This window comes from Stackebrandtia albiflava, assembly GCF_007994225.1.
GTDB classification, from domain to species: Bacteria; Actinomycetota; Actinomycetes; order Mycobacteriales; family Micromonosporaceae; genus Stackebrandtia; species Stackebrandtia albiflava.
The window spans coordinates 906250-928410 of record NZ_VLLL01000005.1 but is presented as its reverse complement, the minus strand read 5'-3'; the positions used below and the strand labels follow the sequence as shown (position 1 = coordinate 928410).

At 69.9% G+C, this 22161-nt stretch carries 20 protein-coding genes; 10 read left to right on the top strand and 10 right to left on the bottom strand.

Going from position 1 to position 22161, the window contains the following annotated elements; genetic code table 11:
• The first annotated feature begins 114 nt into the window (after positions 1 to 114).
• Genes LX16_RS05205 through LX16_RS05195 form a run of 3 tightly spaced genes read left to right on the top strand, consistent with a single transcriptional unit; the run spans position 115 to position 1321 of the window.
• Positions 115 to 372, top strand: a complete 258-nt coding sequence (locus LX16_RS05205) for a DUF6289 family protein (RefSeq protein WP_147133883.1) — start codon at positions 115 to 117, stop codon at positions 370 to 372.
• A gap of 15 nt (positions 373 to 387) precedes the next feature.
• Positions 388 to 771: a VOC family protein gene (locus tag LX16_RS05200; RefSeq protein WP_147133878.1), complete on the top strand. Its 384-nt coding sequence runs from the start codon at positions 388 to 390 to the stop codon at positions 769 to 771.
• A gap of 40 nt (positions 772 to 811) precedes the next feature.
• Complete coding sequence (locus tag LX16_RS05195; RefSeq protein WP_211354293.1) at positions 812 to 1321, top strand: GNAT family N-acetyltransferase; 510 nt, start codon at positions 812 to 814, stop codon at positions 1319 to 1321.
• A gap of 3 nt (positions 1322 to 1324) precedes the next feature.
• Here the strand turns inward: LX16_RS05195 and LX16_RS05190 are convergent, their stop codons facing one another.
• The 3 genes from LX16_RS05190 to LX16_RS05180 all read right to left on the bottom strand — a co-directional run bounded on the left by LX16_RS05190 (position 1325) and on the right by LX16_RS05180 (position 4365).
• A complete protein-coding gene (locus LX16_RS05190) occupies positions 1325 to 1675 on the bottom strand; it encodes a UBP-type zinc finger domain-containing protein (RefSeq protein WP_147133873.1) in 351 nt (116 codons plus the stop codon).
• A 95-nt stretch (positions 1676 to 1770) separates the two neighbouring features.
• Complete coding sequence (locus LX16_RS05185; RefSeq protein ID WP_147133871.1) at positions 1771 to 2766, bottom strand: hypothetical protein; 996 nt, start codon at positions 2764 to 2766, stop codon at positions 1771 to 1773.
• 147 nt (positions 2767 to 2913) lie between these two features.
• Positions 2914 to 4365 (bottom strand): catalase, encoded by a 1452-nt coding sequence (locus LX16_RS05180; protein WP_147133868.1) that lies wholly within the window; start codon positions 4363 to 4365, stop codon positions 2914 to 2916.
• 227 nt (positions 4366 to 4592) lie between these two features.
• Between LX16_RS05180 and LX16_RS05175 the strand changes: the two genes are divergently transcribed.
• On the top strand, positions 4593 to 6158 hold the full coding sequence (locus tag LX16_RS05175) for a family 10 glycosylhydrolase (RefSeq protein ID WP_147133865.1): 1566 nt from the start codon (positions 4593 to 4595) through the stop codon (positions 6156 to 6158).
• A gap of 66 nt (positions 6159 to 6224) precedes the next feature.
• Here the strand turns inward: LX16_RS05175 and LX16_RS05170 are convergent, their stop codons facing one another.
• The gene (locus LX16_RS05170; RefSeq protein ID WP_147133862.1) at positions 6225 to 6785 is read right to left on the bottom strand and encodes a helix-turn-helix domain-containing protein; all 561 of its coding nucleotides are present in this window, start codon (positions 6783 to 6785) and stop codon (positions 6225 to 6227) included.
• A gap of 66 nt (positions 6786 to 6851) precedes the next feature.
• Here LX16_RS05170 and LX16_RS05165 point away from each other — a divergent pair, with 66 nt between their 5' ends.
• The 3 genes from LX16_RS05165 to LX16_RS05155 all read left to right on the top strand — a co-directional run bounded on the left by LX16_RS05165 (position 6852) and on the right by LX16_RS05155 (position 8698).
• On the top strand, positions 6852 to 7577 hold the full coding sequence (locus LX16_RS05165; RefSeq protein ID WP_147133859.1) for an AzlC family ABC transporter permease: 726 nt from the start codon (positions 6852 to 6854) through the stop codon (positions 7575 to 7577).
• Complete coding sequence (locus tag LX16_RS05160) at positions 7574 to 7882, top strand: AzlD domain-containing protein (protein WP_147133857.1); 309 nt, start codon at positions 7574 to 7576, stop codon at positions 7880 to 7882. Before LX16_RS05165 ends, LX16_RS05160 begins: the two co-directional genes overlap by 4 nt.
• Positions 7883 to 8188: 306 nt before the next feature.
• Complete coding sequence (locus tag LX16_RS05155; RefSeq protein ID WP_147133854.1) at positions 8189 to 8698, top strand: HAD domain-containing protein; 510 nt, start codon at positions 8189 to 8191, stop codon at positions 8696 to 8698.
• Here LX16_RS05155 and LX16_RS05150 read toward each other — a convergent pair whose 3' ends face one another.
• From LX16_RS05150 to LX16_RS05125, 6 genes are all read right to left on the bottom strand, one after another.
• Positions 8699 to 9910 (bottom strand): CehA/McbA family metallohydrolase, encoded by a 1212-nt coding sequence (locus LX16_RS05150; protein ID WP_147133852.1) that lies wholly within the window; start codon positions 9908 to 9910, stop codon positions 8699 to 8701.
• Positions 9907 to 10998 carry an ABC transporter ATP-binding protein gene (locus LX16_RS05145; protein WP_147133850.1) on the bottom strand — a complete coding sequence of 364 codons (1092 nt, stop codon included), beginning with the start codon at positions 10996 to 10998 and terminating at the stop codon, positions 9907 to 9909. The genes LX16_RS05150 and LX16_RS05145 overlap by 4 nt, the downstream gene beginning before the upstream one ends.
• Entirely contained in the window at positions 10998 to 11894 is an 897-nt protein-coding gene (locus LX16_RS05140; protein ID WP_147133848.1) for a carbohydrate ABC transporter permease, read from the bottom strand. Before LX16_RS05140 ends, LX16_RS05145 begins: the two co-directional genes overlap by 1 nt.
• Positions 11891 to 12862, bottom strand: a complete 972-nt coding sequence (locus LX16_RS05135) for a carbohydrate ABC transporter permease (RefSeq protein ID WP_147133846.1) — start codon at positions 12860 to 12862, stop codon at positions 11891 to 11893. Before LX16_RS05135 ends, LX16_RS05140 begins: the two co-directional genes overlap by 4 nt.
• Complete coding sequence (locus LX16_RS05130; protein ID WP_211354292.1) at positions 12837 to 14285, bottom strand: extracellular solute-binding protein; 1449 nt, start codon at positions 14283 to 14285, stop codon at positions 12837 to 12839. The genes LX16_RS05135 and LX16_RS05130 overlap by 26 nt, the downstream gene beginning before the upstream one ends.
• A 191-nt stretch (positions 14286 to 14476) precedes the next feature.
• A complete protein-coding gene (locus LX16_RS05125; protein WP_147133844.1) occupies positions 14477 to 17488 on the bottom strand; it encodes an alpha-mannosidase in 3012 nt (1003 codons plus the stop codon).
• A gap of 323 nt (positions 17489 to 17811) precedes the next feature.
• On the opposite strand from LX16_RS05125, the gene LX16_RS05120 reads away from it, so the two are divergent.
• The 3 genes from LX16_RS05120 to dnaE all read left to right on the top strand — a co-directional run bounded on the left by LX16_RS05120 (position 17812) and on the right by dnaE (position 22139).
• A complete protein-coding gene (locus LX16_RS05120) occupies positions 17812 to 17994 on the top strand; it encodes a hypothetical protein (RefSeq protein WP_147133842.1) in 183 nt (60 codons plus the stop codon).
• 220 nt (positions 17995 to 18214) lie between these two features.
• Positions 18215 to 18400: a hypothetical protein gene (locus tag LX16_RS05115; protein ID WP_147133840.1), complete on the top strand. Its 186-nt coding sequence runs from the start codon at positions 18215 to 18217 to the stop codon at positions 18398 to 18400.
• Between the two features lie 196 nt (positions 18401 to 18596).
• Complete coding sequence (gene dnaE, locus LX16_RS05110) at positions 18597 to 22139, top strand: DNA polymerase III subunit alpha (RefSeq protein WP_147133838.1); 3543 nt, start codon at positions 18597 to 18599, stop codon at positions 22137 to 22139.
• The last annotated feature ends 22 nt before the right edge of the window (positions 22140 to 22161 follow it).

Sequence of the window (22161 nt, the reverse complement as noted above, 5' to 3'; positions counted from 1 at the left end):
GGTTCTTATGGACACGAATTCCTCATCGGAGGTGGATCCGCCGGTGACGCATGGTTGCGTGCCGGCCCCGCTACCGGTCATACTGGTGGCGCCCCACTCCCCTAGGAGTCACAGATGTCCACATCCCCCGTCCTGAGGCGGATCCAGGTTCTCGCGGTGGCCGGCGTGACCGCCGCGGCCGTCGTGATCGGCACCACCGCCACACCCGCCGCCGCCAACGCCTGTCCACTCGGTTACGACTGCCAGACCACGTGGTACTCCGATTCGGCCAAGACCCAGGCGGTCGGCGGCGAGTGGACCGACTGTTACGGCTACACCGTCGACTGGGGAGAGCGCGGCCCCTACATGACCCACAGCCGCCACCGCTGCTGACGGTACCGTCGAGGGATGGCGCAACTGCGTGACGTCGTGGTCGACTCGGTCCATCCCGCCTCGCTCGCGCGCTTCTGGGCGGCGGCCCTGGACGATCACCGGGTCGCTCCCTACGACGAGGCCGAGCTGGCCCGGTTGCGGTCGCTGGGGATCGGCTCCCCCGAGGGCGATCCGACGGTACTGGTGGAACGCACCGACGGCGGCGGCCCGCGGTTGTGGTTCCAGGCGGTGCCCGAGCCGAGGCGGGGCAAGAACCGGCTCCACCTCGATCTGGTCGCCGCCGACCCGGTCGCCGAACTCGACCGGTTGACCGCGCTCGGGGCGGGGGTGCTCGCGGAGCTGCCGGAGTGGACCGTGCTGGCCGACCCGGAGGGAAACGAGTTCTGCCTGATGCGGTGAACCGCACCGGCTGTCGGACGCCCGTGGCACCATGGCGGTCATGACCGCCGACACGCTGCGACTACGCCCCTGGTCGGAATCGGACCTGCCGATACTGATCGCCGCGAACTCCCCGGAGATGACCGGTTTCCTCGGTGGTCCGGAGTCGCACGCCAAACTGTTGTCGCGGCATCGCCGGTACCTCTCCATGACCGACCGCCGCAGCGGCGTGATGTTCCGGGTGGAGAACACCACGGGCATGCCGGTGGGGTCCGTGGGTTACTGGGAGAAGGTCTGGCGTGACGGCACGGTCTACGAGACCGGTTGGGCGATACTGCCGGAGTTCCAGGGCCGGGGGCTGGCGACCGTCGCGGTCACCGAGATGCTCGCGGAGCTTCGGCCGGTCGCGGTCCGCGAGTGGTTGCACGCCTTCCCGGCCGTGGAGCACGTCGCGTCGAACGCGGTGTGCCGCAAGGCCGGGTTCACGTTGCTGGGTCCGGTGGAGTTCGAGTACCCGCCCGGCTCGACGTTGACGTCGAACGACTGGCGGCTGCGGCTCTCCGAGACCTGAGTGTCAGGTGTGGATGTGGTCCCGCCAGTCGGAGGGCACCCTGCCCGCCGGTCCGGGCGCGGGTTGGTCGGCCGGATGCGAGGTCGGCGCGGCCAGCTGCGGGCCCGTGACGGTGTCGCCGGTCTGGAAGTCGTAGAACCACTCCTCGCCGGGCTCGAAACTGGTGATGTACCGGTGGCCGGTCGCCTTCCAGTGCCCGGTGGAGTGCTGCCCGGGTGAGGAGTCGCAGCAGCCGATGTGCCCGCATTCGGCACAGCGGCGCAGGTGCACCCACCATCCCGGGCCCTCTCCCGCGAGGCATTCCCGGCAGCCGGTGCCGCTGGGCGGCACACTCGGGTCGATGTGTTCGGTCATGGTCGCCTCCCTCCGCCGACCGTAACAGTGACGAAGCGTCCCGGCTGCCGGTCGCCGGAGAGCGTGATCCCCGGGGCGGCCGGTGGTGGCGGGGCTCAGGAGGCTGTGGTGGACGTCGCGGCGGCGGTGGCGAGGCGCCGCATCGACCAGATTGTGGAGCGCACCTCCTGCAGGTAGCGGTCCGGGTCGGGCGGTTCCACCCGCAACCGGGGCGGCAGGCTCTCGGTGCGCAGTCCCACGGTCTCGACGCGGCAGCCGTAGGGCAGTCCGATGTGGCGGATCGCGTCGCAGTGCTGGAAGGGGACGAAGGTCGGTGAGGTCACGACGAGGACGGCCGCGCCCCGTGGCAGGCCCACGACGTCGTCGGCCCAGTACCTGATGGAGTCCCCGGTGTGCGCCCTGCGCAGTTCCGGTTCGCTCGACGGCGCGGCGACGGCGCGCAGGACGGGCGCGCCGGGCGGCCGGAACGTGACGACGCTCCACGCCCGGTTCGGGTCTTCGGCGGGGTCGCCGCCGGCACGCACGTCGGAGCCGGTGTCCGCGCCGAACGCCTGCCGCAGCCCCGCGACGAGGCAGTCGGTCTCGTAGTGGCATCCGGGGGCGTCGAGTGCGTCGGCGAGGCGCCGTTCGGTCTCGGCCATGACGCGGAAGCCGCCCACCGCGGTGACCTCCGGCGCGGTGATCCCGGTCCGCAGTAGTTCGGCGGCGTACCAGGTGCGGGCCAGGCAGGCCCTGATGAGGCCGCCGAGCACGAGGACGTGGTCGTAGCGGTCGAGGCGTGGGGAGGTGGGGCCGCGCAGCCCCAGCCGGTGGACGGCGTCGAGGATCGCCGCGTCGGTCTCGGCGTCGAAGACGGCGCGGCGGGCGTCGGCGCGTTCCCTGCCGCCCCGGAAGTCCCAGTGCACGGCGGAGAAGTCCAGGAGGTACGTGAGGACGTCGTCGAGGGTGCCCGCCGGGAGGCGTCCGCCGAATCGGTGTACCAGGTCACGCAGCGGCGCGGAGGTGACCCAGCCCTCGACGTCGGCGAGCAGGTCGGCCGGTGCGGTGTCGGTGTCGCAGACCGGAAGTCTGACAGGGTGTCGTTCGGTCACGTCGCTCCTCGCCGCCCGATGTCCGTCGTGACCGGGTGACGGCCGACGTCCCGGGCTCGGGGCCGTTCCTCGGCGGTGTTCCGGTCGTGGAAGGTCATTCAAGCATGCACGACGCCACCGGTTCGCGGCTCGCGGCACCGGCCCGGGTCACGCGCCGCGGACTCCGTTCTCGACCCGCTCCCCCAGGGCCGCGTCGACGTTCCGCCAGTATTCGAATGCGCGTGTCAGCACGGGTTCGGTCACGTTCTTGAGCAGGTGCCCGACGATGTTGTTCACCAGGCGTTCCCGGGAAGCGTCGTCGAGGACGTCGCGCACCAGGGTCCCGGCCTGTCCCCAGTCGTCGTCGTCCGGGCGGAGCGTGTAGGCGGCGTGCATCATCTCGCCGTCGGTGTGCCAGCCGGCGGGTTCGCCGAACCGGTCGGTGTCGGACTGCGGCCCGCCCTTGGAGTTGGGCACGTACACCGGGTCGCCGGGGTTGTGGTGCCGCATGTGTCCGTCCTTGTTGTAGGCCCGCACCTCGGCGGCGCGCGGCCGGTTGACGGGGAGTTCGTTGTAGTTGGCGCCGATGCGGTAGCGGTGTGCGTCGGGGTAGGAGAACATCCGGCCCAGCAGCATCTTGTCGGGGCTGGGGCCGATCCCGGGCACGAGGTTGCTGGGTTCGAACGCGGCCTGTTCGATCTCGGTGTGGAAGTCCGTCGGGTTGCGGTCGAGGGTGAGCCTGCCGACGGGGATCAGCGGGTAGTCGCCGTGCGGCCACACCTTGGTGAGGTCGAACGGGTTGAACCGGTATCCGGCGGCCTCGACGAACGGCATGATCTGCATGTGGAGCGTCCAGGTGGGGTATTCGCCGCGGCCGATGGCGTCGAACAGGTCCCGCCGGTGGTAGTCGCCGTCGATGCCGGCGATGCGGTCGCCCTCCTCCTGGGTGAGGAAGTCGTTGCCCTGGTCGGTCTTGAAGTGGTACTTGACCCAGAAGCGTTCGCCGGCGTCGTTCATCCACAGGTAGGTGTGGCTGGAGTAGCCGTCCATGTGCCGCCACGTCTTGGGGATACCCCGGTCGCCCATGAGCCAGGTGACCTGGTGCGCGGATTCGGGCGACAGGGTCCAGAAGTCCCACTGCATGTCGTGGTCGCGGAAGTCGTTGTCGGCGCGGCGTTTCTGGGAGCGGATGAAGTCCTGGAACTTCATGGGGTCGCGGACGAAGAAGACCGGCGTGTTGTTGCCGACCATGTCGTAGTTGCCGTGTTCGGTGTAGAACTTCAGGGCGAAGCCGCGCGGGTCGCGCCAGGTGTCGGGGCTACCGCGTTCCCCGGCGACGGTGGAGAAGCGCGCCAGGACCTCGGTGCGTTGTCCGGGTTGGAACACCCGGGCCTTGGTGAAGGCGCTGACGTCGTGGGTGACCTCGAAGTGGCCGAACGCGCCGCCGCCCTTGGCGTGTGGTTGCCGTTCGGGAACCCGTTCGCGGTTGAACTGGGCCATCTTCTCGATCAGGTAGTGGTCGTGCAGCAGTATGGGGCCGTCCGGTCCGACCGTGAGAGAGTGCTCCTCACTGGCCGTCGGGTTGCCGACGCTGTTGGTGCTGTAGTCCCGCTGAGCCATGCCGCTCCCCCGTCCTCACCGACCCTGTGCCGATGCTAGGTGTCGGCGCGGTCCGCGAGGAGCGTTTCGGACATAATGGCGCGAGCCGGGACGACCCCGGAGCGTCACCATGGTGTTTTTATATATGTGATTTCTTCTAAATTATGGACGTGGTCCTAAGCTCTGTCGGTATCGATCACCCCGGGCCGCGACCGCGCCCACTCCGAACCGCCCACCGGAGGACGATGATGAAACGACGGTTCCCGGCCGCACTGCTAGCCCTGTGCGGCCTACTCGCCACCCTGCTGACCGCCACGCCCGCCGCCGCCGAGGACGCCCCCGCCGAACATTGGCGCAGCATGTGGGTGGACGGCTTCAACGAGGGCATCTACACCCCCGCACAGGTCACCGAGTTGGTCGCCGACGCCACCGCGCTCAACGCCAACGCCCTGATCGTGCAGGTGGCCCGCCGCTACGACTGCTTCTGCAACCGCGCCCTGTACCCCCGCACCGACGCCGCGATCGACCCCGCGCCCTACGATCCACTGGACGAGGTCATCGCGCAGGCCCACGCCGCCGGCATCGAGGTGCACGCCTGGGTCAACGTCAACACCCTGTGGAACTCGGCCACCCCGCCCCGTTCCCCCGACCACGTGTACAACCAGCACGGTCCCGGCGCCACCGGTGCCGACCGGTGGCTCAACAAGAAGACCGACGGGACCGAGAAGGTCGGCAACAACACCTACATCGACCCGGGTCACCCCGCCGCCGTCGAGTACATCGTGGCGGGCATCCGCAGCATCGTCACCGAGTACGACGTCGACGGCATCAACCTGGACTACATCCGCTACCCCGACGGAAGCTCCACCTTCACCCACAGCGACTGGGGCTACAACGACGTCGCGGTGGCCCGCTACCAGGCGTTGACCGGCACCAGCGAGGTGCCCGCCGCCGACGATCCGGCGTGGAACGACTGGCGTCGCGACCAGATCACCAACCTCGTGCGCAAGATCTACCTGACGATGTACGACGTGGACCCGCTGCTGCGGTTGTCGCACGACGCCATCACCTACGGCTTCGGCCCGCAGACGGTCGGCGGCTGGGAGAACACCCGCACCTACGCGGAGGTCCTGCAGGACTGGAAGGGCTGGCTCGACGAGGGGATCATGGACACCGTCGTGGCGATGAACTACAAGCGGGAGTGGAACCCGGACCAGGCACGGATGTTCGACGAGTGGAACGAGGTCCTGGCCGACTGGCAGGGTGACCGGCACACCGTCAACGGTCCCGCGCTGTACCTGAACGGGATACCCGACAGCGTCGCCCAGGTGCACGACACGCTGACGCCCTCGGCGGCGGGCAACACCATGGCGGGCTGGTCCGGTTACTCCTACGCCAACGCCAGCATGACGGCCGTCTCCGACCCCGCCACCAAGGACTCCGAACGCGCCGCGTTGATCGCCGCCCTCACCGAGGGACCGGACGCCCCGTTCGCGCAGGACGTCGCAGTGCCGGAGATGACCTGGAAGACCGCGCCGACCACCGGGCACGTCACCGGCACCGTCGCGTTGCGGGACGGCACGGCGCTCGACCAGGTGACGATGACCCTCGATCCGATCCTCGGCCACGGTGACGACCGCCGGCAGACCGCCGACGGCGCGGGCTGGTTCGGGTTCGCCAACGTCACGCCCGGGGTCTACTTCGTGCGGATCGACCTGCCCGACGGTGTGGTGGGCAAGCCGCTCGCCGTCGTGACGGTCCGGCCGGGCGACATCGCCACCGCCGACTTCACCAGGCTCGTGCCGCTGCCCTGATCCCGGCGGAGTTCCACGGCCGCCCCGGTCCACCGCGGACCGGGGCGGCCGTCGTCGCGCCGAGGGTCAGCGGTGTTCGGATACGAGTACCGCCATGGTGCCCGCCTCTCGCGCGTCGAAGATGTGCGGCGCGTCGCCGGGGTAGCTGACGTAGTCGCCGGGTGACAGCTCGACCGGATCCTCGGCGGGGCCGATCCTGGCGAGCCCGCTGGCGAGCACGACGTGCTCGACGACTCCGGGCATGTGCGGGTCGGAGTAGCGCGGCTCCCCGGGCTCGGCGGTGATCAGGTAGAGGTCGCGCCGGGTGTGGCCGGGCGACCCGGCCAGCAGGGTGGCGATGTAGTCGGCGCGTTCGGCGGCGACGCCCGGTCCCTCGCCCATGCGGATCACCTTGACGGCCGGGACCGGCGGTTCGACCAGCGCGGCGAAGGGGACGTCCAGTGCCACGCCCAGTGCCCACAGCGTCTCTACGTTGGGGTTGCCGGTGCCGGACTCCAGTTGCGAGAGGGTCGACTTGGCGATTCCCGCGCGTTTGGCGACCTCGCTGAGCGACAGCCCGAGCCGGGCGCGTTCCCGGCGGAGTGAGGCGGCGATCACGTCCAGCGGCGGTTTGGCGGGATTGACCATGTGTTCGCCCTGACAGTCGGTTCGTTCGATTGGACAAACGCCGGTGTGGCGTTCTATACATGATACGTGCGTTTGGTACATCGAACACTCGACCCGGCCGTCATGCGTGACGTCGCCCCGCTGGCGACCGGTGCCGCGTTCATCGGCGCGTCCTTCGGCGCCATCGCGGTGTCCACCGGCATGGCGTGGTGGGTCCCGTGCCTGATGTCGGTCCTGGTGTTCGCCGGCGCCTCGCAGTTCCTCGCCGTCGGCGTGATCGCCGCCGGCGGCGGCCCGGTGGCGGCGGTGGTCGGCGGCCTGATCCTCAACGCCCGTCACCTGCCGTTCGGGCTCGCGATCGGCGACGTCCTCGGCACCGGGCCATGGCGGCGGATCGTGGGAAGCCACCTGCTCATAGACGAATCGGCCGCGTTCGCGCTCGGCCGCGCACACGACCCCCGGTCGGCCCGGGCCGCCTACTGGGCCTGCGGCATCGGCATGTTCGTCACCTGGAACCTCGGCACCGTGGCGGGCGCGTTCGCGGGCCGGATCGTCAGCGACACCGACGCCCTCGGCCTCGACGCCGCCTTCCCCGCCGCACTGCTGGCCCTGTTGCTGCCGGCACTGCGGGAACACGCCACCTTGCGGGCGGCACTGGTCGGCGCGGTCATCGCCGTCGTCACGACACCGTTCGTGCCCGGCGGCGTCAACGTCCTGCTGGCGCTGCTCGGACTCGCCGCCGGATGGCCCCGACGCGACCACGCCACCGGCCCGGACCGGGCGACCCCCGCCGACACCGGAGGAAGGGCATGACCGTCACCGCGATCGTCGCGCTGGCCCTGGGTACCTTCGCATTCCGCTTCGCCGGACCGCTGCTGCGCGACCGGATCACCCTGTCGGACCGGGTGCAGACGGTGATCCGCCGCGCCGCGACCGTGCTGTTGGCGGGCCTGGTCGCCACGGCCGCGGTGATGGACGGCGGGGAGTTCGCCGGCTGGGCACTCCCGGCCGGTGTGGGAGTGGGCGGTCTCCTGGCGTGGCGGCGGGCGCCGTTCGTCGTCGTGGTCGTCGCCGCCGCCGCGGCGACCGCCCTGCTCCGACTGCTCGGCGTCCCCTGAGTCGACCCGCCGGGGACACGCGGCGCACCCGGTAGTCCCCGATCAGACCGGCCGCGTGCCGCCACGCGGCCCGTCTCGCACTCGTCCGACGGTCGACTCGGGCCTCCCCTCCGGTGAACGGCCGAGGGCCTCCGCCGTGTCACCGCGACGCGGGACCACGACTCCCCCGGTAGGATGTCCATCACCTCCCCCTCCACCCCGCCCCCGCCCCCGCCGCCACCGCGCCGGGGACGGCCGTCCCGTGCGCCGTCCTCACCCGACGCCACCGAGCCGGGTGGACCTCATCCGACTCCTCCGAGGTGCCCCTTGAGACGAAGAACCGTATGGCTGCTCGATGTGGACGGTGTGATCAACGCGCCCCGTCCCGCCTGGCCCGGCCGGATCGCGACCGCCGACGTGGCCGCCGCCGGGGTCACCTATCCGCTGCGGTGGTCGGTGCGCCTGGTCGACCGGATCCGCGACCTGGCCACGTCCGGTGCCGTGGACGTGGTCTGGTGCAGCACCTGGTGCCCCGACGCCCACCTGCTGGAGGACCTGTGGCGGCTCCCCAGGCTCGCGCGGGCGTTCACACGGCGGCCGACCGGTCACGCGGACATGTGGAAGTGGGCCGCCGTCTGGGAGAACCTGAGCGCCGGCCACCGCGTGGTCTGGACCGACGACACCGAGGTGCCCATCGATGACGCCGACCGCGACGCCTTGCACGAGCAGGGAGAGGTACTGCCCATCCGGCCGCGCAGCCGGGCCGGACTGCGGCCCGCCGACCTGGCGACCATAGAGGCGTTCGTCGTCGCGCCGTCCACCGGCACGCACGACTGATCAACCGACGCGGCACAGTGCGACGACGGCCCCCTTGAAGTCCTCGATCCAGTGCGCCCCCGGTTCGGCCGGCAGGCTCACCGTGCCGGCGGGGACGATTCGGCGCCGCCCGGTGAAGTCGGCCAGCACCACCGGCGTCTCCGTCGCCACGTTCACCGTCGCGTCGCCCGGCAGGATCGCCGGTCCGGTGCGGTCGGCCCCGACCGCCACCGCCCCGGTCCGCAAGGCGTCCAACAGCGCCTCGGTCGTGACCGGTGCCGAGTCGGGTACGCACAGCCAGGTGACGGGCCTTCCCAACGGGGCCGCGCCGTCCGGCGAGTGGTAGTCGGAGCCGCCCACGGGTACCACCGCGGGACCGGCGGCCAGCCACCACGCCAACGGGCCGCGCCAGGTCGTGTCGTGCCACGTGCTGTGCCAGATCTCCGCCGCCGGCGGCGGCGCGTCCAGCGGGAACTGCCAGGCGCAGTCGGTCGCGATCGGGTGGTTCACCGACACGACACCGCCACGTCTCGCCACCTCGGCGAACCACTCGGCGGCGGACGCCCGGAAGTCGATCCACCCGATGTCGCCGAAGGCGTTGGCGTGGCCCCGATCGGTGGTGATCTCCTGCCCCGGGATCAGGTGCACGCCGTAGCGACGGGAGACCGCGTCCAGCTCCCGGTGGTGGCTGACGGTGTTGTGATCGGTGACGGCCAGGAAGTCCAGGCCCGCCGAGACGGCGGCGGCGGCCAGCTCCGGGACACTCCCCGTGCCGTCCGAGTGGTGGCTGTGGCAGTGGAGGTCGCCCGCCAGCCATCTACGACCGGGCGGAGCGGGCGGGTTCCGGCGCGGCGGGCGGTCCGGTACCGGCGGCGCCGTCACCGGCGGTGGTTCCGGCGCCTCCGACAGGACGGTGACGGTGACCTCGTACGGCAACCGGGCGGGAACCCGGTACAGGCCGAGCACCACGTGCCACTCCCCCGGCTCCGGTCGTCCCGGCAGGTACCCCGGTGTCGCGTGGCCGGCGGTGATGACGAACTCGTCGCGCGCGCCACCCGACCAGCCTCGGAAACCGTCCGGTCCGATACATCCGAGGTCGAGGACGCCCGCGTCGGCGGGATAGGCGAGCCGAACCCGGATCCCCGCCGCCCCGTCGGGTACGTGCGCCGGAAGGTACCGGTAGGGCGAGGCGACACGGTCGGCCGGAGTCCACTCTCCGGTATGGACGATCATCCGGCCGGGTCCCGGCGGGGCAGCAGTTCGCCGGAGTCGTTGTCGTACACCAGGAGACGGCCGGGTTGCGGCGTCAACCACACCCGCGATCCGGGCGCCGGTTCGGCGTCCTCCGGGACCACGGCCGATAGGGACTCACCGCCGCAGTCGACGGTCACCAGGGTGGTGGCGCCCAGGTTCTCCAGGATGGACACAGTGCCGGTGGGGGCGTCCGGCGCGTCGGTGGGCTCCGCATCGTGGAGGCGGAGGTACTCCGGCCGGATCCCGGCGGTGACCTTCGCGGATCCGGCGACCACGCCCTGCGGCGCGGCGAACACGCCCCCGGCCACCCGCAGCCGGTCGCCCTCGACCTCGGCGGGAACCAGGTTCATCGGCGTGGAACCGATGAAGTTGGCGACGAAGGTGTCGGCGGGACGCGCGAACACCTCCCGGGGCGTACCGAGCTGCCGGACGCGCCCGGACTCCATGACGGCGATCCGGTCGGCCAGGGCGAGCGCCTCGGCCTGGTCGTGTGTGACGAAGACGGTGGTGACGCCCAGTTCCCGCTGCAACCGCTTCAGGAAGCCCCGCGCCTCCAACCGCAGTCGCGCGTCCAGGTTGGACAGGGGTTCGTCGAACAGGAACAGCGCCGGGCGGCACGCCACGGCACGCGCCAGCGCCACCCGTTGCTGTTGGCCGCCCGACAGTGCCGAGGGCCTGCGGGCCGTCAACGCCTCCAGACCCAGTTGGCGCCCGACCTCCTCGGCCCGCGCGGTCCGCTCGGGTTTCGCCCGGCCCTTCACCTTCAACGGATACGAGATGTTGTCGACCACGGTCATGTGCGGGAACAGGGCGTAGTCCTGGAAGACCATGGCGACGTCACGGTCACCGGGCGCCACCCGGGTGACGTCGCGCTCGGCGAACCGGATCGTCCCGGAGGTCGCCTGTTCCAGTCCCGCCATGGTGCGCAGCAACGTCGTCTTGCCGCAACCGGACGGGCCGAGCAGCGCGAAGAACTCGCCGGGCTCGACCGTCAGGTCGAGCCGGTCGAGTGCCGTCACACCGCCGTCGAACACCTTGGTCAGGCCGGTAAGCCGGATCCGGGTCATCAGCTCTTGATCCCTCCGTGGAAGCGGAAGCCGTACTTCTTGGAGACGAACAGGTACATGGCCACCACCGGCAGCGAGTACAACAGCGAGAACGTCGCCAGCAGGGCCAGATTCGGCTGCCCCGCCTCGGTGTACAGCGTCCGGATGAGCACCGCGGCGGGCTGTTTGTCGGCGTCGCGCAGCAGGATGAACGGCACGAGGAAGTTGCCCCACACGTTGACGATGCTCCACACCGCGATCGTGGCCAGACCGGGCGTGATCAACGGGACCACGACGTCCTTCAGCACCCGGAACGGGGAGGCGCCGAACACCCGCGCCGACTCCTCGTACGACGGCGGGATCGAGTCGACGAAGTCCTTGAGCATGAAGATCGCCGCCGGCAGCAGGCCGCCGGTCATCACCAGGGTCACCGAGAAGTGCGAGTCGACACCCAGCACCGGGTGGATCGCGCCGCCGACCTCCGAGACCATGAGGAACAGCGGCACCATCGCCGCGGTACCGGTGACCACACTCGACAACAGCAGCAGGACGTACAGCAGTGCGTCCCGGCCGGGTATCCGCACCCGCGACAGCGCGTAGGCCGCCAACGCCGCGCCGGTCACCACGAACAGGGCCGTCCCGACCGCCAGGATCAGCGAGTTCAGCAGTGACGGCAACGCGTACGGATTGGACAGGATGGTCTCGAAGTTGCGCAACGTCGGTTCGGGGAACTCGATGGCGTATGCCGGGCTGGCGTCGAACGGGGCCGTCACCAGCCACAGCAGTGGCAGGGCGAAGAACACCGAGATCAGGCAGGTGACGGCGTAGAAGCCGACCCGGCGGGCCAACGCCACGGCGGTCTTGCGGGCGGCGGCCTCCCCGATGTCGGCGGCGGCCGTGGAACGCTTCGGGCTCATGAGGAATCCCGCCTCCGCAGCATCCGCAGGTACGCCAGGGCCAACACCACGTTGGCGACCAGGATCAGCAGCGAGATGGCGCCGCTGTAGCCGAGGTCGCCGTCCCGGATGGCGGTGTTGTACAGGTAGACGGCCGCTATCTCGGTGTCGTCACCGGGCCCGCCGCCGGTGATGAGGAACGGCCCGAAGTCGTTGAACGTCCACAGTGTGATCAGCAGGGTGTTGGTGAGGACGTGCCCCCGGATGTGGGGGAAGACGACGTCCCGCAACGTCTGCCCGCCGGTCGCCCCGGCGAGCCTGGCGGTCTCCAGTTGCGACGGCGGCACCGACGACAGCGCCGCGCTGTACAGCATCATCGAGAACGCCGTGCCCCGCCAGGTGTTGAACACGATGATCGCCACCATCGGGTACTCCACCAGCCAGGCGGTGCCCGGGTTGCCCAGCAGGGCGTCGAGGGTGCCGCCGCGCTGGTCGAGCATGGCGATCCACAGGAACGCCACCACCGAGGACGGCAGGATCCACGCCAACAGGACCAGTGACTCCACGACCCGCCGGACCCGGCGGTGGAGGCGACGGGTGGACCACGCCAGCCAGAAACCCAGACCGTTCTGCCCGATGACCGCCGAGAACAGCACGAACAGCAGCGTCAACCACAGTGAGTTGTAGAACGACGGGTCGGTGAGCACGTCGACGTAGTTGTCGAACCACGTGACCTGCGGGTTCACGTGGTTGGGGCCGGTGCGCTCGAAGTTGGTCGCCCCGATGTACAGCGTCCACAACGCGGGGAACAGCAGGAACACGCCGATGAGGAGCAGGGCGGGGGCGACGAACAGCAGTGCCCGCGCCCTGCCGAGCCCGACGGAGTCGACCGCGCGGGGCGCTCCGGCGGAGAACGCCGCCTCACCGGGGTCGGCGTGTCCGGTCACCGCCGTGGCCGGCGCGTCATCCCGTCGCGATGGCACCGGCATCCACCACGTCCTCCAGTGCCGCCTGGTACTGCTGCGCCGCCTCGGCGGCGGTGGCGCCCTCCACGACCGCGTAGGTGGCCTCCTGGACGGCGATGGACACGTCGACGTATTCGAGGCGGCCGGGCCGGAACAGCGTCAACGGCACCACCTCCTCGGCGATGAACGTCAGCATGGGGTCACCGCTCAGGACCTCGGCGTTGACGTCGTCGCGGTGGGTGATGCGGGGCGAACCGGCGACCTGTTCCTTCGTCGCCTCCGCCGAGTTCATGAACTGGAGCAGTTCCCACGCCTGCTGCGGGTACTCGGTGTTCGGGTTGATGACCCGCGCCGAGCCACCGGACATGGACACGAAGTCCTGTCCTCCGACACCGGCTCCCGGTGTCACGGCGGGGATCTTGGCGTACCCGACCACCTCGTCCCGGTTCTCCATCGGGGCGACGCCCTGGTCGGGGTTGACGACCGAGCGCCAGAAGTAGTCGCTCTCCAGCAGCATGCCGACCTCGCCCTCGGCGAACAGCTGGAAGGAGCGGTCTCGTCCCTTGGCCTCCTGTTGCAGCGTCGGGTCGCCCAGTCCGGTGCCGTACACCGTCTCGTACACCTCCAGTACCTGCCGTACCGCCTCGGTGTCGCCCTGCCACTTGTCGTCGGCATGGATCTCGGCTCCCGCGCCGGCCAGCAGCGGGAGGAAGCCCTGCATGGTGGTGGCCTCGCCCATGGCGGTGCCCGCGTTGAGCTGCAACGGGATCACGTCGGGCGACTCGGCCTTGATCGTCTCGGCGGCCTCCAGGATCTCCTGCCAGCTCGTGGGCTGCCAGTCGGTGGGCAGTCCGGCGGCCTCGAAGACGTCCTTGTTGTAGAAGATCACCCGGCCGTCGGTGCCGGTGGGGACGCCGTAGCGTTCACCGTTGTAGGAGGCGTTCTGCTGCACCGACTCCTGGATCTGACCCCAACCGTCCCATGCGGACACCGCCTCGACGCCCACCACGTCGTCCAGCGGTGCGATGAACCCGGACTCGGCGAACTCACCGACCCAGATCCCGTCGATGTCGATGATGTCGGCGCCCTTGCCGGTCTCCAGGTCGAGGCCGAGGCTGCTCTTGTAGTCGGCGTCGTCGACCCCCACCGGCGCGAACTCGACGTTCGCGGTGACGCCCTTCTCGGCCTGGATGCGTTCGAACTCGGGGATGACGTAGTCCTCGATCCAGGTGGCGCCCTCGGAGTTCTTGCCGCCCTTGATCGCGTTGCTGGTGATGGTCAGGGTGAACTCGGTGGCGTCGGCGTTCCGGTCGGGGTCGCCTGCCGACTCCTCACCGCCGCCGCCCAGGCATCCGGCGGCGAGCACCGACACCATCGACAGGCCGGTGACGAGTGTGAAGGTTCTGGCGCGGCGCGAGCTGGCACCGGGGCGGATCGATCCTCGCATGGCGGTTCCTCACGGTTCGGGCGCACCGTCGGACCGGCGGTTGTACGTGGAGGGCGTCCGCCTGGCGGTGTCGCTGGAGTGACGATAGTCACCCCCCTATGCCGTGTCAACCGATCGCCGGGGAACCGGAAGACGTACGCGGGTCTCCGGTCTCGTTGCGGAGACGGGAGACCCGCGATCGTCCGAAGAGGTCAGGCGCGCCGGAACCGGACGGTCGTGATCTGGAAGGGCCGCAGCCGCAACGTGACCGCGTCGTCGGTGACCTCCAGCTCACCGTCCTCCACGGGACGTTCCAGCAGATCGGTCACGTGTGCCGACGCCACCGGAACCCCGAGGCGCACCGCCGTCTCGGCACGGCCTCCGGCGGCCTCGTACAGCCGCACCACCACGTCGCCCGCTCCGTCGTCGGAGAGCTTCACCGCCGACGCCACGACCCGCGCGTCGTCGACCGTCACCAGTGGAGCCACCGGCCCGGCCCCGCGCAGTCTCCGTTCGGGCAGGTTGATCCAGTGGCCGTGGCGTACCGCCGCGGGGATGTCGGCCCCCGGCACCAGGCCGTACCCGAACCGGTGGACTCCCTGGTCCGCCACCGGATCCGGGAAGCGGGGAGCGCGGAGCAGCGACAACCGGACCGTCGTGGTGGTGCCGCCGTCGGCGCGGACCGTCCGGGTCACGTCGTGGCCGTAGTTGGAGTCGTTGACGACGGCCGCGCCCCATCCCGGCTCCGCGACGTGGACGAAGCGGTGCGCGCAGATCTCGAACTTGGCGGCCTCCCAACTGGTGTTGGTGTGCGTGGGCCGGTGCAGGTGGCCGAACTGGATCTCCGAGGCGCTGGTCTCTGCGCGGACGTCCAACGGGAACGCCGCCTTGAGGATCGTCTCGGTCTCGTGCCAGTCCACCTCGGTGGTGAAGTCGACCCGGTCCGAACCGGCCGACAGGGTGATCGTCTGCGTCACCGTCGAGGCGCCGAAACGCCGTTCCACGCCCAGGGTCACCTTGTCGTGGCTGACGTAGTCGAGGCCGATCGCCTCCACGTCGACCAGGTCGGTCACCCGGTTGCGGTAGAACGAGTCCACGTCCCAGGCGTCCCAGTAGTTCGGCAGGTCGGGGTGGATCTGCAACAGGTTGACGACCTCGCCCGGTGGCACCGCCTCACGGCCGTCACGCAGGTCCACGACCGAGACCACCAGCCCGCGCGCGTCCACGACCACCCGGACGAGTCCGTTGTCGATGGTCCAGGCGCCCTCCGCGTCGTCGGTGACGACCACCGGTTCCCCGGCGGGCACCCGTTCCCCGGCGGCACCCGCGGCGATGCCGGAACGGGCGTGGGGTGCGGCGTTGAACACCAGGGTCCGGTCGCCCTCACCGGCGAGCGCCCGCTGCGCCGACTCCACGATGCCGGTCAGCTCCTCGGCGACCGCCGCGTAGGTGCGGGCGGCCTCCTGATGCACCCACGCGATCGACGACCCGGGAAGGATGTCGTGGAACTGGTGGAGAAGGACGGTCTTCCACAGCCGGTCGAGTGCGTCGTACGGGTACTCGTATCCGGTGTGGACGGCGGCCGTCGCCGCCCACAGCTCGGCCTCCCGCAGCAGGTGCTCACTGCGCCGGTTGCCCTGCTTGGTGCGCGCCTGCGAGGTGTAGGTGCCCCGGTGCAGTTCCAGGTACAGCTCCCCCACCCACACGGGCGCTTCGGGGTTCTCCTGGTGCGCGGCGGCGAAGAACTCCTCCGGTGCCTCGATCTCGACCCTGGGCGAACCCTCCAGGTTCCGCAGCCGCGCGGCCCTGGCCAGCATCTCCCTGGTCGGGCCGCCACCGCCGTCGCCGTGCCCGAACGGCACCAGTGAACGGGTCGCCGCGCCCTTGTCCCGGAAGTTGGCCACGGCGTGGGCGAGCTGCCTGCCGGTGAACTCGGCGTTGTAGGTGTCGATCGGCGGGAAGTGCGTGAACACCCTGGTGCCGTCGATGCCCTCCCACCAGAAGGTGTGGTGCGGGAACGGGTTGGTGGCCGACCAGGAGATCTTCTGGGTGAGGAACCACGTCGAGCCCGACAGCGCCACCAGTTGGGGCAGCGCCGCCGAGTATCCGAAGGAGTCCGGCAGCCAGACCTCCCGGGTCTCGATGCCGAACTGCTCCAGGAAGTACCGTTTGCCGTGGACGAACTGCCGGGCCATGGCCTCGGAACCGGGCATGTTGGTGTCGGACTCGACCCACATGCCGCCGACCGGGATGAACCGGCCGTCGGCGATCTTCTCCTTCACCCGCGCGAACACGTCCGGCCGGTGCTCCTGGATCCACGCCAACTGCTGCGCCTGCGACATGGCGAACTTGAACTCGGGGTGGTCGTCCATCAGGTTCACCACGTTCGAGGCGGTACGGGCGACCTTGCGCACCGTCTCCCGCAACGGCCACAGCCACGCCGAGTCGATGTGGGCGTGCCCGATCGCGGAGAGCCGGTGCGCCGAGGCCGCCGCCGGGGCGGCCAGCGCGGGGGCCAGCACCTCACGCACCCGCGCGGCGCTGCCCGAGACGTCGGTGAGGTCGAGGACGTCCATCGCCTCGCCCAACCGGCGCAGGATCTCCCAGCGGCGTGGCTGGTCCAGCGGCAGTTCCCGCATCAGTTCGTCCAGTACCTCGACGTCCTGCAGCAGTTCCCAGACCGGGGTGTCGAACACGGCGAGATCGGCGCGGGCCAACCGGTAGAGCGGTGCGTCCCCGGCGGTGGCCTTGTCGCCCAGAGGTGTGACGGGTCCGGCGATCACCGGGTTGGCGGCGGCCTCGACGAAGAACCGGACGCGGTCGCCGTCACGGACCCGGTCGTCGATAGCGACCCAGTGGTTGCGGGGATGCAGGCCCTTCACCGCCGTACCGTCCGGCCGGTACACCAGGCCCTCGGCGGTGAAACCGGGTCCGTCACCGGTGAAACCGAGGTCCACGACCGCCTCCACGGTGCGGTCACTCCACTCGGCGGGAACGGTGCCGGTGAACTCGAACCAACTGGTCCCCCACGGCGGCCCCCACGCGTCCCCCACGGACGCGGGCGTGTACTCCTGTGCGACGGCCTCACCGGGCGGCACCGGTTCGCCGGGCGCGTGCCAGACACGCACCTCAAGCGGCACCGCCGTGCCGTGGACGGCCGGCCGGATCCTCTCCCGCAATATCCGGGAGACCCGGCCCTCGATGAGTTGGCGGTCGTCATGCATCGGCGCATCCTGTGGGTAGTGGTCGGTCACCGGACGGCCCAGTATGCCCCGCGTCGAGGCGTCGCGGGAGGGCGCTGCCGCCGACCGGCGTCGTCACCCTGCGCGAGGGATCGGCTGCCGACTTTCTGCAACTCCGCTGCATCGAAAGGCTTCTATCGTGTGGAGGTCCGATCCTCACGCGGGGACGAGGCCGGCACCGCCCCCCGCTCACCGGGGGACGCGGCGGTCAGGGCGACGCCGCCTCCCGCCGGCGGCGGTCGAGGAGGTACGCGTCCCTCAGATGCGAGAGGCCTCCCGTCCTCGCGACCAACGAAAGGCCACTCATGTCCGTATTTCGCGCGGTCGGCGATCGCATGCTCGACTGGCTGGTTCCCAACGGCGAGGCCGGTGCCTGCTGCACCGAGGCGTGGCAGTGCTGGTACCGCCAGTGCGGCACCGGCAAGGAGCAGCGCTGCTGCCTGGACTGCTACTGCCGGGTCAGCTGCGGCACCTGTTACGTCGTCTGACACCGATCGACCGGCCGGGCCGCCCGCCTCCCCGGGCGGCCCGGCCGTCACCGTGCCCGCGCTCGCACCGTCCACGGCGTCCGGGGGGCGCGAGAACACGGTGTCCGCACACGGATGCGGACTTTCTGCAACCGGCCTCGGCGACGATGGCGGCACCCTTCACACCGCTCGGGGCGGCCCGCATGGACCGCCCCGAGTCATACGACAAGGAGTGGTTCCCATGACGATTCTCAAGAAGGTCGGCGACCGGATGCTGAACCGGCTCGTCCCGCAACGGTCCGCCGAAGCGGCCGGCGTGCAGTGCAGTCCGTACTGCATCATCCGGCCGTGCCGCGTGGGCTGGGAGCAGCAGTGCTGCACCGAGCGCAACTGCCGGACCACCTGCGGCGCCTGCTACATGATCTGACCCTCGCGGCCGGCGGCGCGGCGGGAGTCCGCCGCCGGCTCCGTGCCGCCTCCCGGCCCGCGACACCCCCACCGCCCCTCACCCGGTGGGGGTTCCGGCGTCTCAGGGGGAGGACTAGATTGGTTCCCTGCGCCCGGCCGGGGTCGGTCAGGAGCCGGTGCGCTCTCGTGGCAGTCCGTATGGTGAGGGGTTCGCGTTGTCCGACAGTTTCGTCCACCTGCACGTTCACACCGAGTACTCGATGCTGGACGGTGCCGCCCAGCTCAAGCCGTTGTTCGCGGAGGCGGAACGGCTGGAGCAGCCGGCGATCGCCATGACCGACCACGGCAACATGTACGGCGCGTACAGCTTCTACCAGCAGGCCAAGAAGTCGAGCGTCAAGCCGATCATCGGTATCGAGGCGTACCTGGCGCCGCACGACCGGTTCCACAAGAAGCCGGTGTCGTGGGGGCAGCCGCATCAGCGTGAGGACGACCTGTCCGGTAACGGCGCCTACACCCACATGACGATGCTGGCCAGGAACGCCACCGGTCTGCGCAACCTGTTCACGCTGTCGAGCATGGCCAGCATCGAGGGCTACTACTACAAGCCCCGGATGGACCGCACTCTGATCGCCGAGCACGCCGAGGGGATCATCGCCACGACCGGCTGCCCCGGCGGTGAGGTGCAGACCCGGTTGCGGCTCGGCCAGTTCGACGAGGCGTTGAAGGCCGCCGCCGACTACCGCGACATCTTCGGTGCCGAGAACTACTTCCTGGAGTTGATGGAGCACGACAACTCCGTGGAGAAGCGGGTCAGGGAGGACCTGGCGCGGGTCGCCAAGGAGCTGAACCTGCCGGCGCTGGTGACCAACGACTCCCACTACGTGACCGCGGACCAGCGCGACGCCCACGCGGCCCTGCTGTGCGTCCAGTCCGGGAAGACGCTCGACGACCCGAACCGGTTCAAGTTCGAGGGCGAGGGCTACTACCTCCGGTCGGCCGACGAGATGCGGGAGCTGCGTCCCGACGAGTTGTGGCAGGAGGGCTGCCGCAACACCCTGCTGGTCGCCGAGATGATCGAGGGCTACGACGAGGCGTTCGCCCACCAGGACCGGATGCCGCGCTTCGACGTCCCCGAGGGTCACACGGCGGAGAGCTGGCTCAAGCACGAGGTGGAGGCCGGCCTGGCGCGGCTGTTTCCCCAGGGACTGCCTCCGGGATACCGGGAACGCGCCGACTACGAGTTGAGCGTCATCTCCGGACAGGGCTTCCCCGGGTACTTCCTCGTCACCGCCGACATCTGCAACCACGCCCGGTCGATCGGTATCCGGGTCGGCCCGGGCCGGGGCAGCGCGGTCGGTTCGCTGGTGTCGTACGCCGTCGGCATCACCTCCGCCGACCCGATGGAGCACGGGCTGCTGTTCGAACGGTTCCTCAACCCCGAGCGCGTGTCGATGCCCGACATCGACCTCGACTTCGACGACCGCCGCCGTGGCGAGATGATCACCTACGTCGCCGACAAGTACGGTTCCGACAAGGTGGCCCAGGTCGTGACCTTCGGGACCATCAAGGCGAAGGCGGCGTTGAAGGATGCCGCGCGGATCCTGCACGGCAGTGAGGGTTTCTCCATCGCCGACAAGATCTCCAAGGCCATGCCGCCGCCGGTGCTGGGCAAGGACATCCCACTCAGCGGGATCGTCGATCCGACTCACGAGCGCTACACCGAGGCGGTGGAGGTCCGGACCCTGCTGGAGAACGACGCGGCGTCCAAGAAGATCTTCGAGACCGCCCGCGGCCTGGAGGGACTGATCCGGCAGCCTGGCGTCCACGCGTGCGCGGTGATCCTGTCCTCCCAGCCGATCAAGGAGGTCATCCCGATCTGGGCGCGACCGCAGGACGGCGCCGTCATCACCGGCTTCGACTATCCGTCCTGTGAGGACATCGGCCTGCTGAAGATGGACTTCCTGGGGTTGCGGAACCTCACCGTCATCGGCGACGCCATCGACCTCATCAAGGCGAACCGGAACATCGACGTCGATCTCGACAACCTGTCGACCGACGATCCCAAGGCGTACGAACTGCTCAGCCGGGGCGACACCCTGGGCGTCTTCCAGTTGGACGGCACGGCGATGCGGGAACTGCTGCGCCGAATGCAGCCCACCGACTTCAACGACATCGCCGCCGTCCTCGCCCTGTACCGGCCCGGTCCGATGGGCATGAACGCCCACAACGACTACGCCGACCGCAAGAACGGCCGCCAGGAGATCACGCCGATCCATCCGCAGCTGGCCGAACCGCTCAAGGAGATCCTGGCCGAGACCTACGGCCTGATCGTCTACCAGGAGCAGATCATGAAGATCGCGCAGAAGGTCGCCGGATTCACCCCTGGCCAGGCCGACGTGCTGCGCAAGGCGATGGGTAAGAAGAAGAAGGAGGTCCTGGAGGAGCAGTTCGCGCTGTTCGAAGCCGGTATGCAGGCGCAGGAGTTCTCCGCGGACGCCATCAAGACGCTGTGGGACACCATCCTGCCGTTCGCCGGTTACGCGTTCAACAAGTCCCACGCCGTCGCGTACGGCATGATCGCGTACTGGACGGCCTACCTAAAGGCGAACTTCACCCCGGAGTACATGGCCGGGCTGCTCACCTCGGTGGGCGACTCCAAGGACAAGATGGCCGTCTATCTGGCCGAGTGCCGCAAGCTGGGCATCCGGGTGTTGTCCCCGGACGTCAACGACTCGCTGGGGTCGTTCTCGGCGGTCGGTGAGGACATCCGGTTCGGACTCGGCGCGATCCGCAACGTCGGTGGCAACGTCGTGTCGTCGATCGTGGAACGCCGCCGCGAGAAGGGCAAGTACACCGACTTCCAGGACTTCCTGTCGAAGGTGGACGCGGTGGCGTGCAACAAGCGTTCCATCGAGTCGTTGATCAAGGCGGGCGCGTTCGACGGTCTCGGCCACGCCCGCAAGGGCCTGGCCGCCATCCACGAACAGGCGGTCGACGCGGTCATGACCGTGAAGAAGGAGGAGGCCAAGGGGCAGTACGACCTGTTCGGCGGTCTCCTGGAGGCCGACTCGGCCTCCACGCTCGGCGTGGACCTGACCGTGCCCACCGAGGAGTGGGACAGCCGGGAACTCCTCGCGTTCGAGCGCGACATGCTGGGCCTGTACGTGTCGTCGCACCCGTTGGACGGATACGAGCGGCTGCTGGCGTCCCACGCCGACCGGCCGGTGGCGGCGCTGGTCGGCGACGACATCGCCGACCAGGCACAGGTACAGGTGGCGGGGATCCTCACCGCCGTGGAGAAACGGGTCACCAAGAAGGGCAAGCTGTGGGGCAAGGCCACACTGGAGGACCTGGCAGGCGCGATCGAGGTGTGCTTCTTCCCGCAGACGTTCGAGGCCTTCGGCGACCAACTGGCCCCCGACCTGGTCTGCTGCATCAAGGGCAAGCTCGACAAGAAGGAGGGCAGTCCGCAGCTCATCGCCGCCGACATGAAACTGCTCGACATCTCCAGCTTCACCAAGGGCGCACCGGCCCCGGTGTCGCTGGCGGTGCAGCTGGCCCGGGTGAACGCCGACCTGGTCGACCAGCTCAAACAGGTCCTCTCGGCGCATCCGGGTGACGCGCAGGTGCGGGTGCGGTTGACGAACGGGCCGGAGTCGGTGCTGCTGCAGGTCGGTGACGACCTGCGGGTGACCCCTTCGACGGCGTTGCACGCCGACCTGAAGGTCCTGCTCGGCGCCGAGTGCCTGCAGTAGGCGCGGACCGTGGGGGACGCCT

Bases quoted from the DNA above. Each gene is read 5' to 3' on its own strand.
- LX16_RS05195 (WP_211354293.1), top strand. From the start codon at position 812: ATGACCGCCGACACGCTGCGACTACGCCCCTGGTCGGAATCGGACCTG.
- LX16_RS05135 (WP_147133846.1), bottom strand. From the start codon at position 12,862: ATGCCGGTGCCATCGCGACGGGATGACGCGCCGGCCACGGCGGTGACC.
- LX16_RS05150 (WP_147133852.1), bottom strand. From the start codon at position 9,910: ATGATCGTCCATACCGGAGAGTGGACTCCGGCCGACCGTGTCGCCTCG.
- LX16_RS05125 (WP_147133844.1), bottom strand. From the start codon at position 17,488: ATGCATGACGACCGCCAACTCATCGAGGGCCGGGTCTCCCGGATATTG.
- LX16_RS05180 (WP_147133868.1), bottom strand. From the start codon at position 4,365: ATGGCTCAGCGGGACTACAGCACCAACAGCGTCGGCAACCCGACGGCC.
- LX16_RS05160 (WP_147133857.1), top strand. From the start codon at position 7,574: ATGACCGTCACCGCGATCGTCGCGCTGGCCCTGGGTACCTTCGCATTC.
- LX16_RS05120 (WP_147133842.1), top strand. From the start codon at position 17,812: ATGTCCGTATTTCGCGCGGTCGGCGATCGCATGCTCGACTGGCTGGTT.
- LX16_RS05205 (WP_147133883.1), top strand. From the start codon at position 115: ATGTCCACATCCCCCGTCCTGAGGCGGATCCAGGTTCTCGCGGTGGCC.
- LX16_RS05200 (WP_147133878.1), top strand. From the start codon at position 388: ATGGCGCAACTGCGTGACGTCGTGGTCGACTCGGTCCATCCCGCCTCG.
- LX16_RS05175 (WP_147133865.1), top strand. From the start codon at position 4,593: ATGAAACGACGGTTCCCGGCCGCACTGCTAGCCCTGTGCGGCCTACTC.
- LX16_RS05130 (WP_211354292.1), bottom strand. From the start codon at position 14,285: ATGCGAGGATCGATCCGCCCCGGTGCCAGCTCGCGCCGCGCCAGAACC.
- LX16_RS05170 (WP_147133862.1), bottom strand. From the start codon at position 6,785: ATGGTCAATCCCGCCAAACCGCCGCTGGACGTGATCGCCGCCTCACTC.
- LX16_RS05115 (WP_147133840.1), top strand. From the start codon at position 18,215: ATGACGATTCTCAAGAAGGTCGGCGACCGGATGCTGAACCGGCTCGTC.
- LX16_RS05145 (WP_147133850.1), bottom strand. From the start codon at position 10,998: ATGACCCGGATCCGGCTTACCGGCCTGACCAAGGTGTTCGACGGCGGT.
- LX16_RS05140 (WP_147133848.1), bottom strand. From the start codon at position 11,894: ATGAGCCCGAAGCGTTCCACGGCCGCCGCCGACATCGGGGAGGCCGCC.
- LX16_RS05190 (WP_147133873.1), bottom strand. From the start codon at position 1,675: ATGACCGAACACATCGACCCGAGTGTGCCGCCCAGCGGCACCGGCTGC.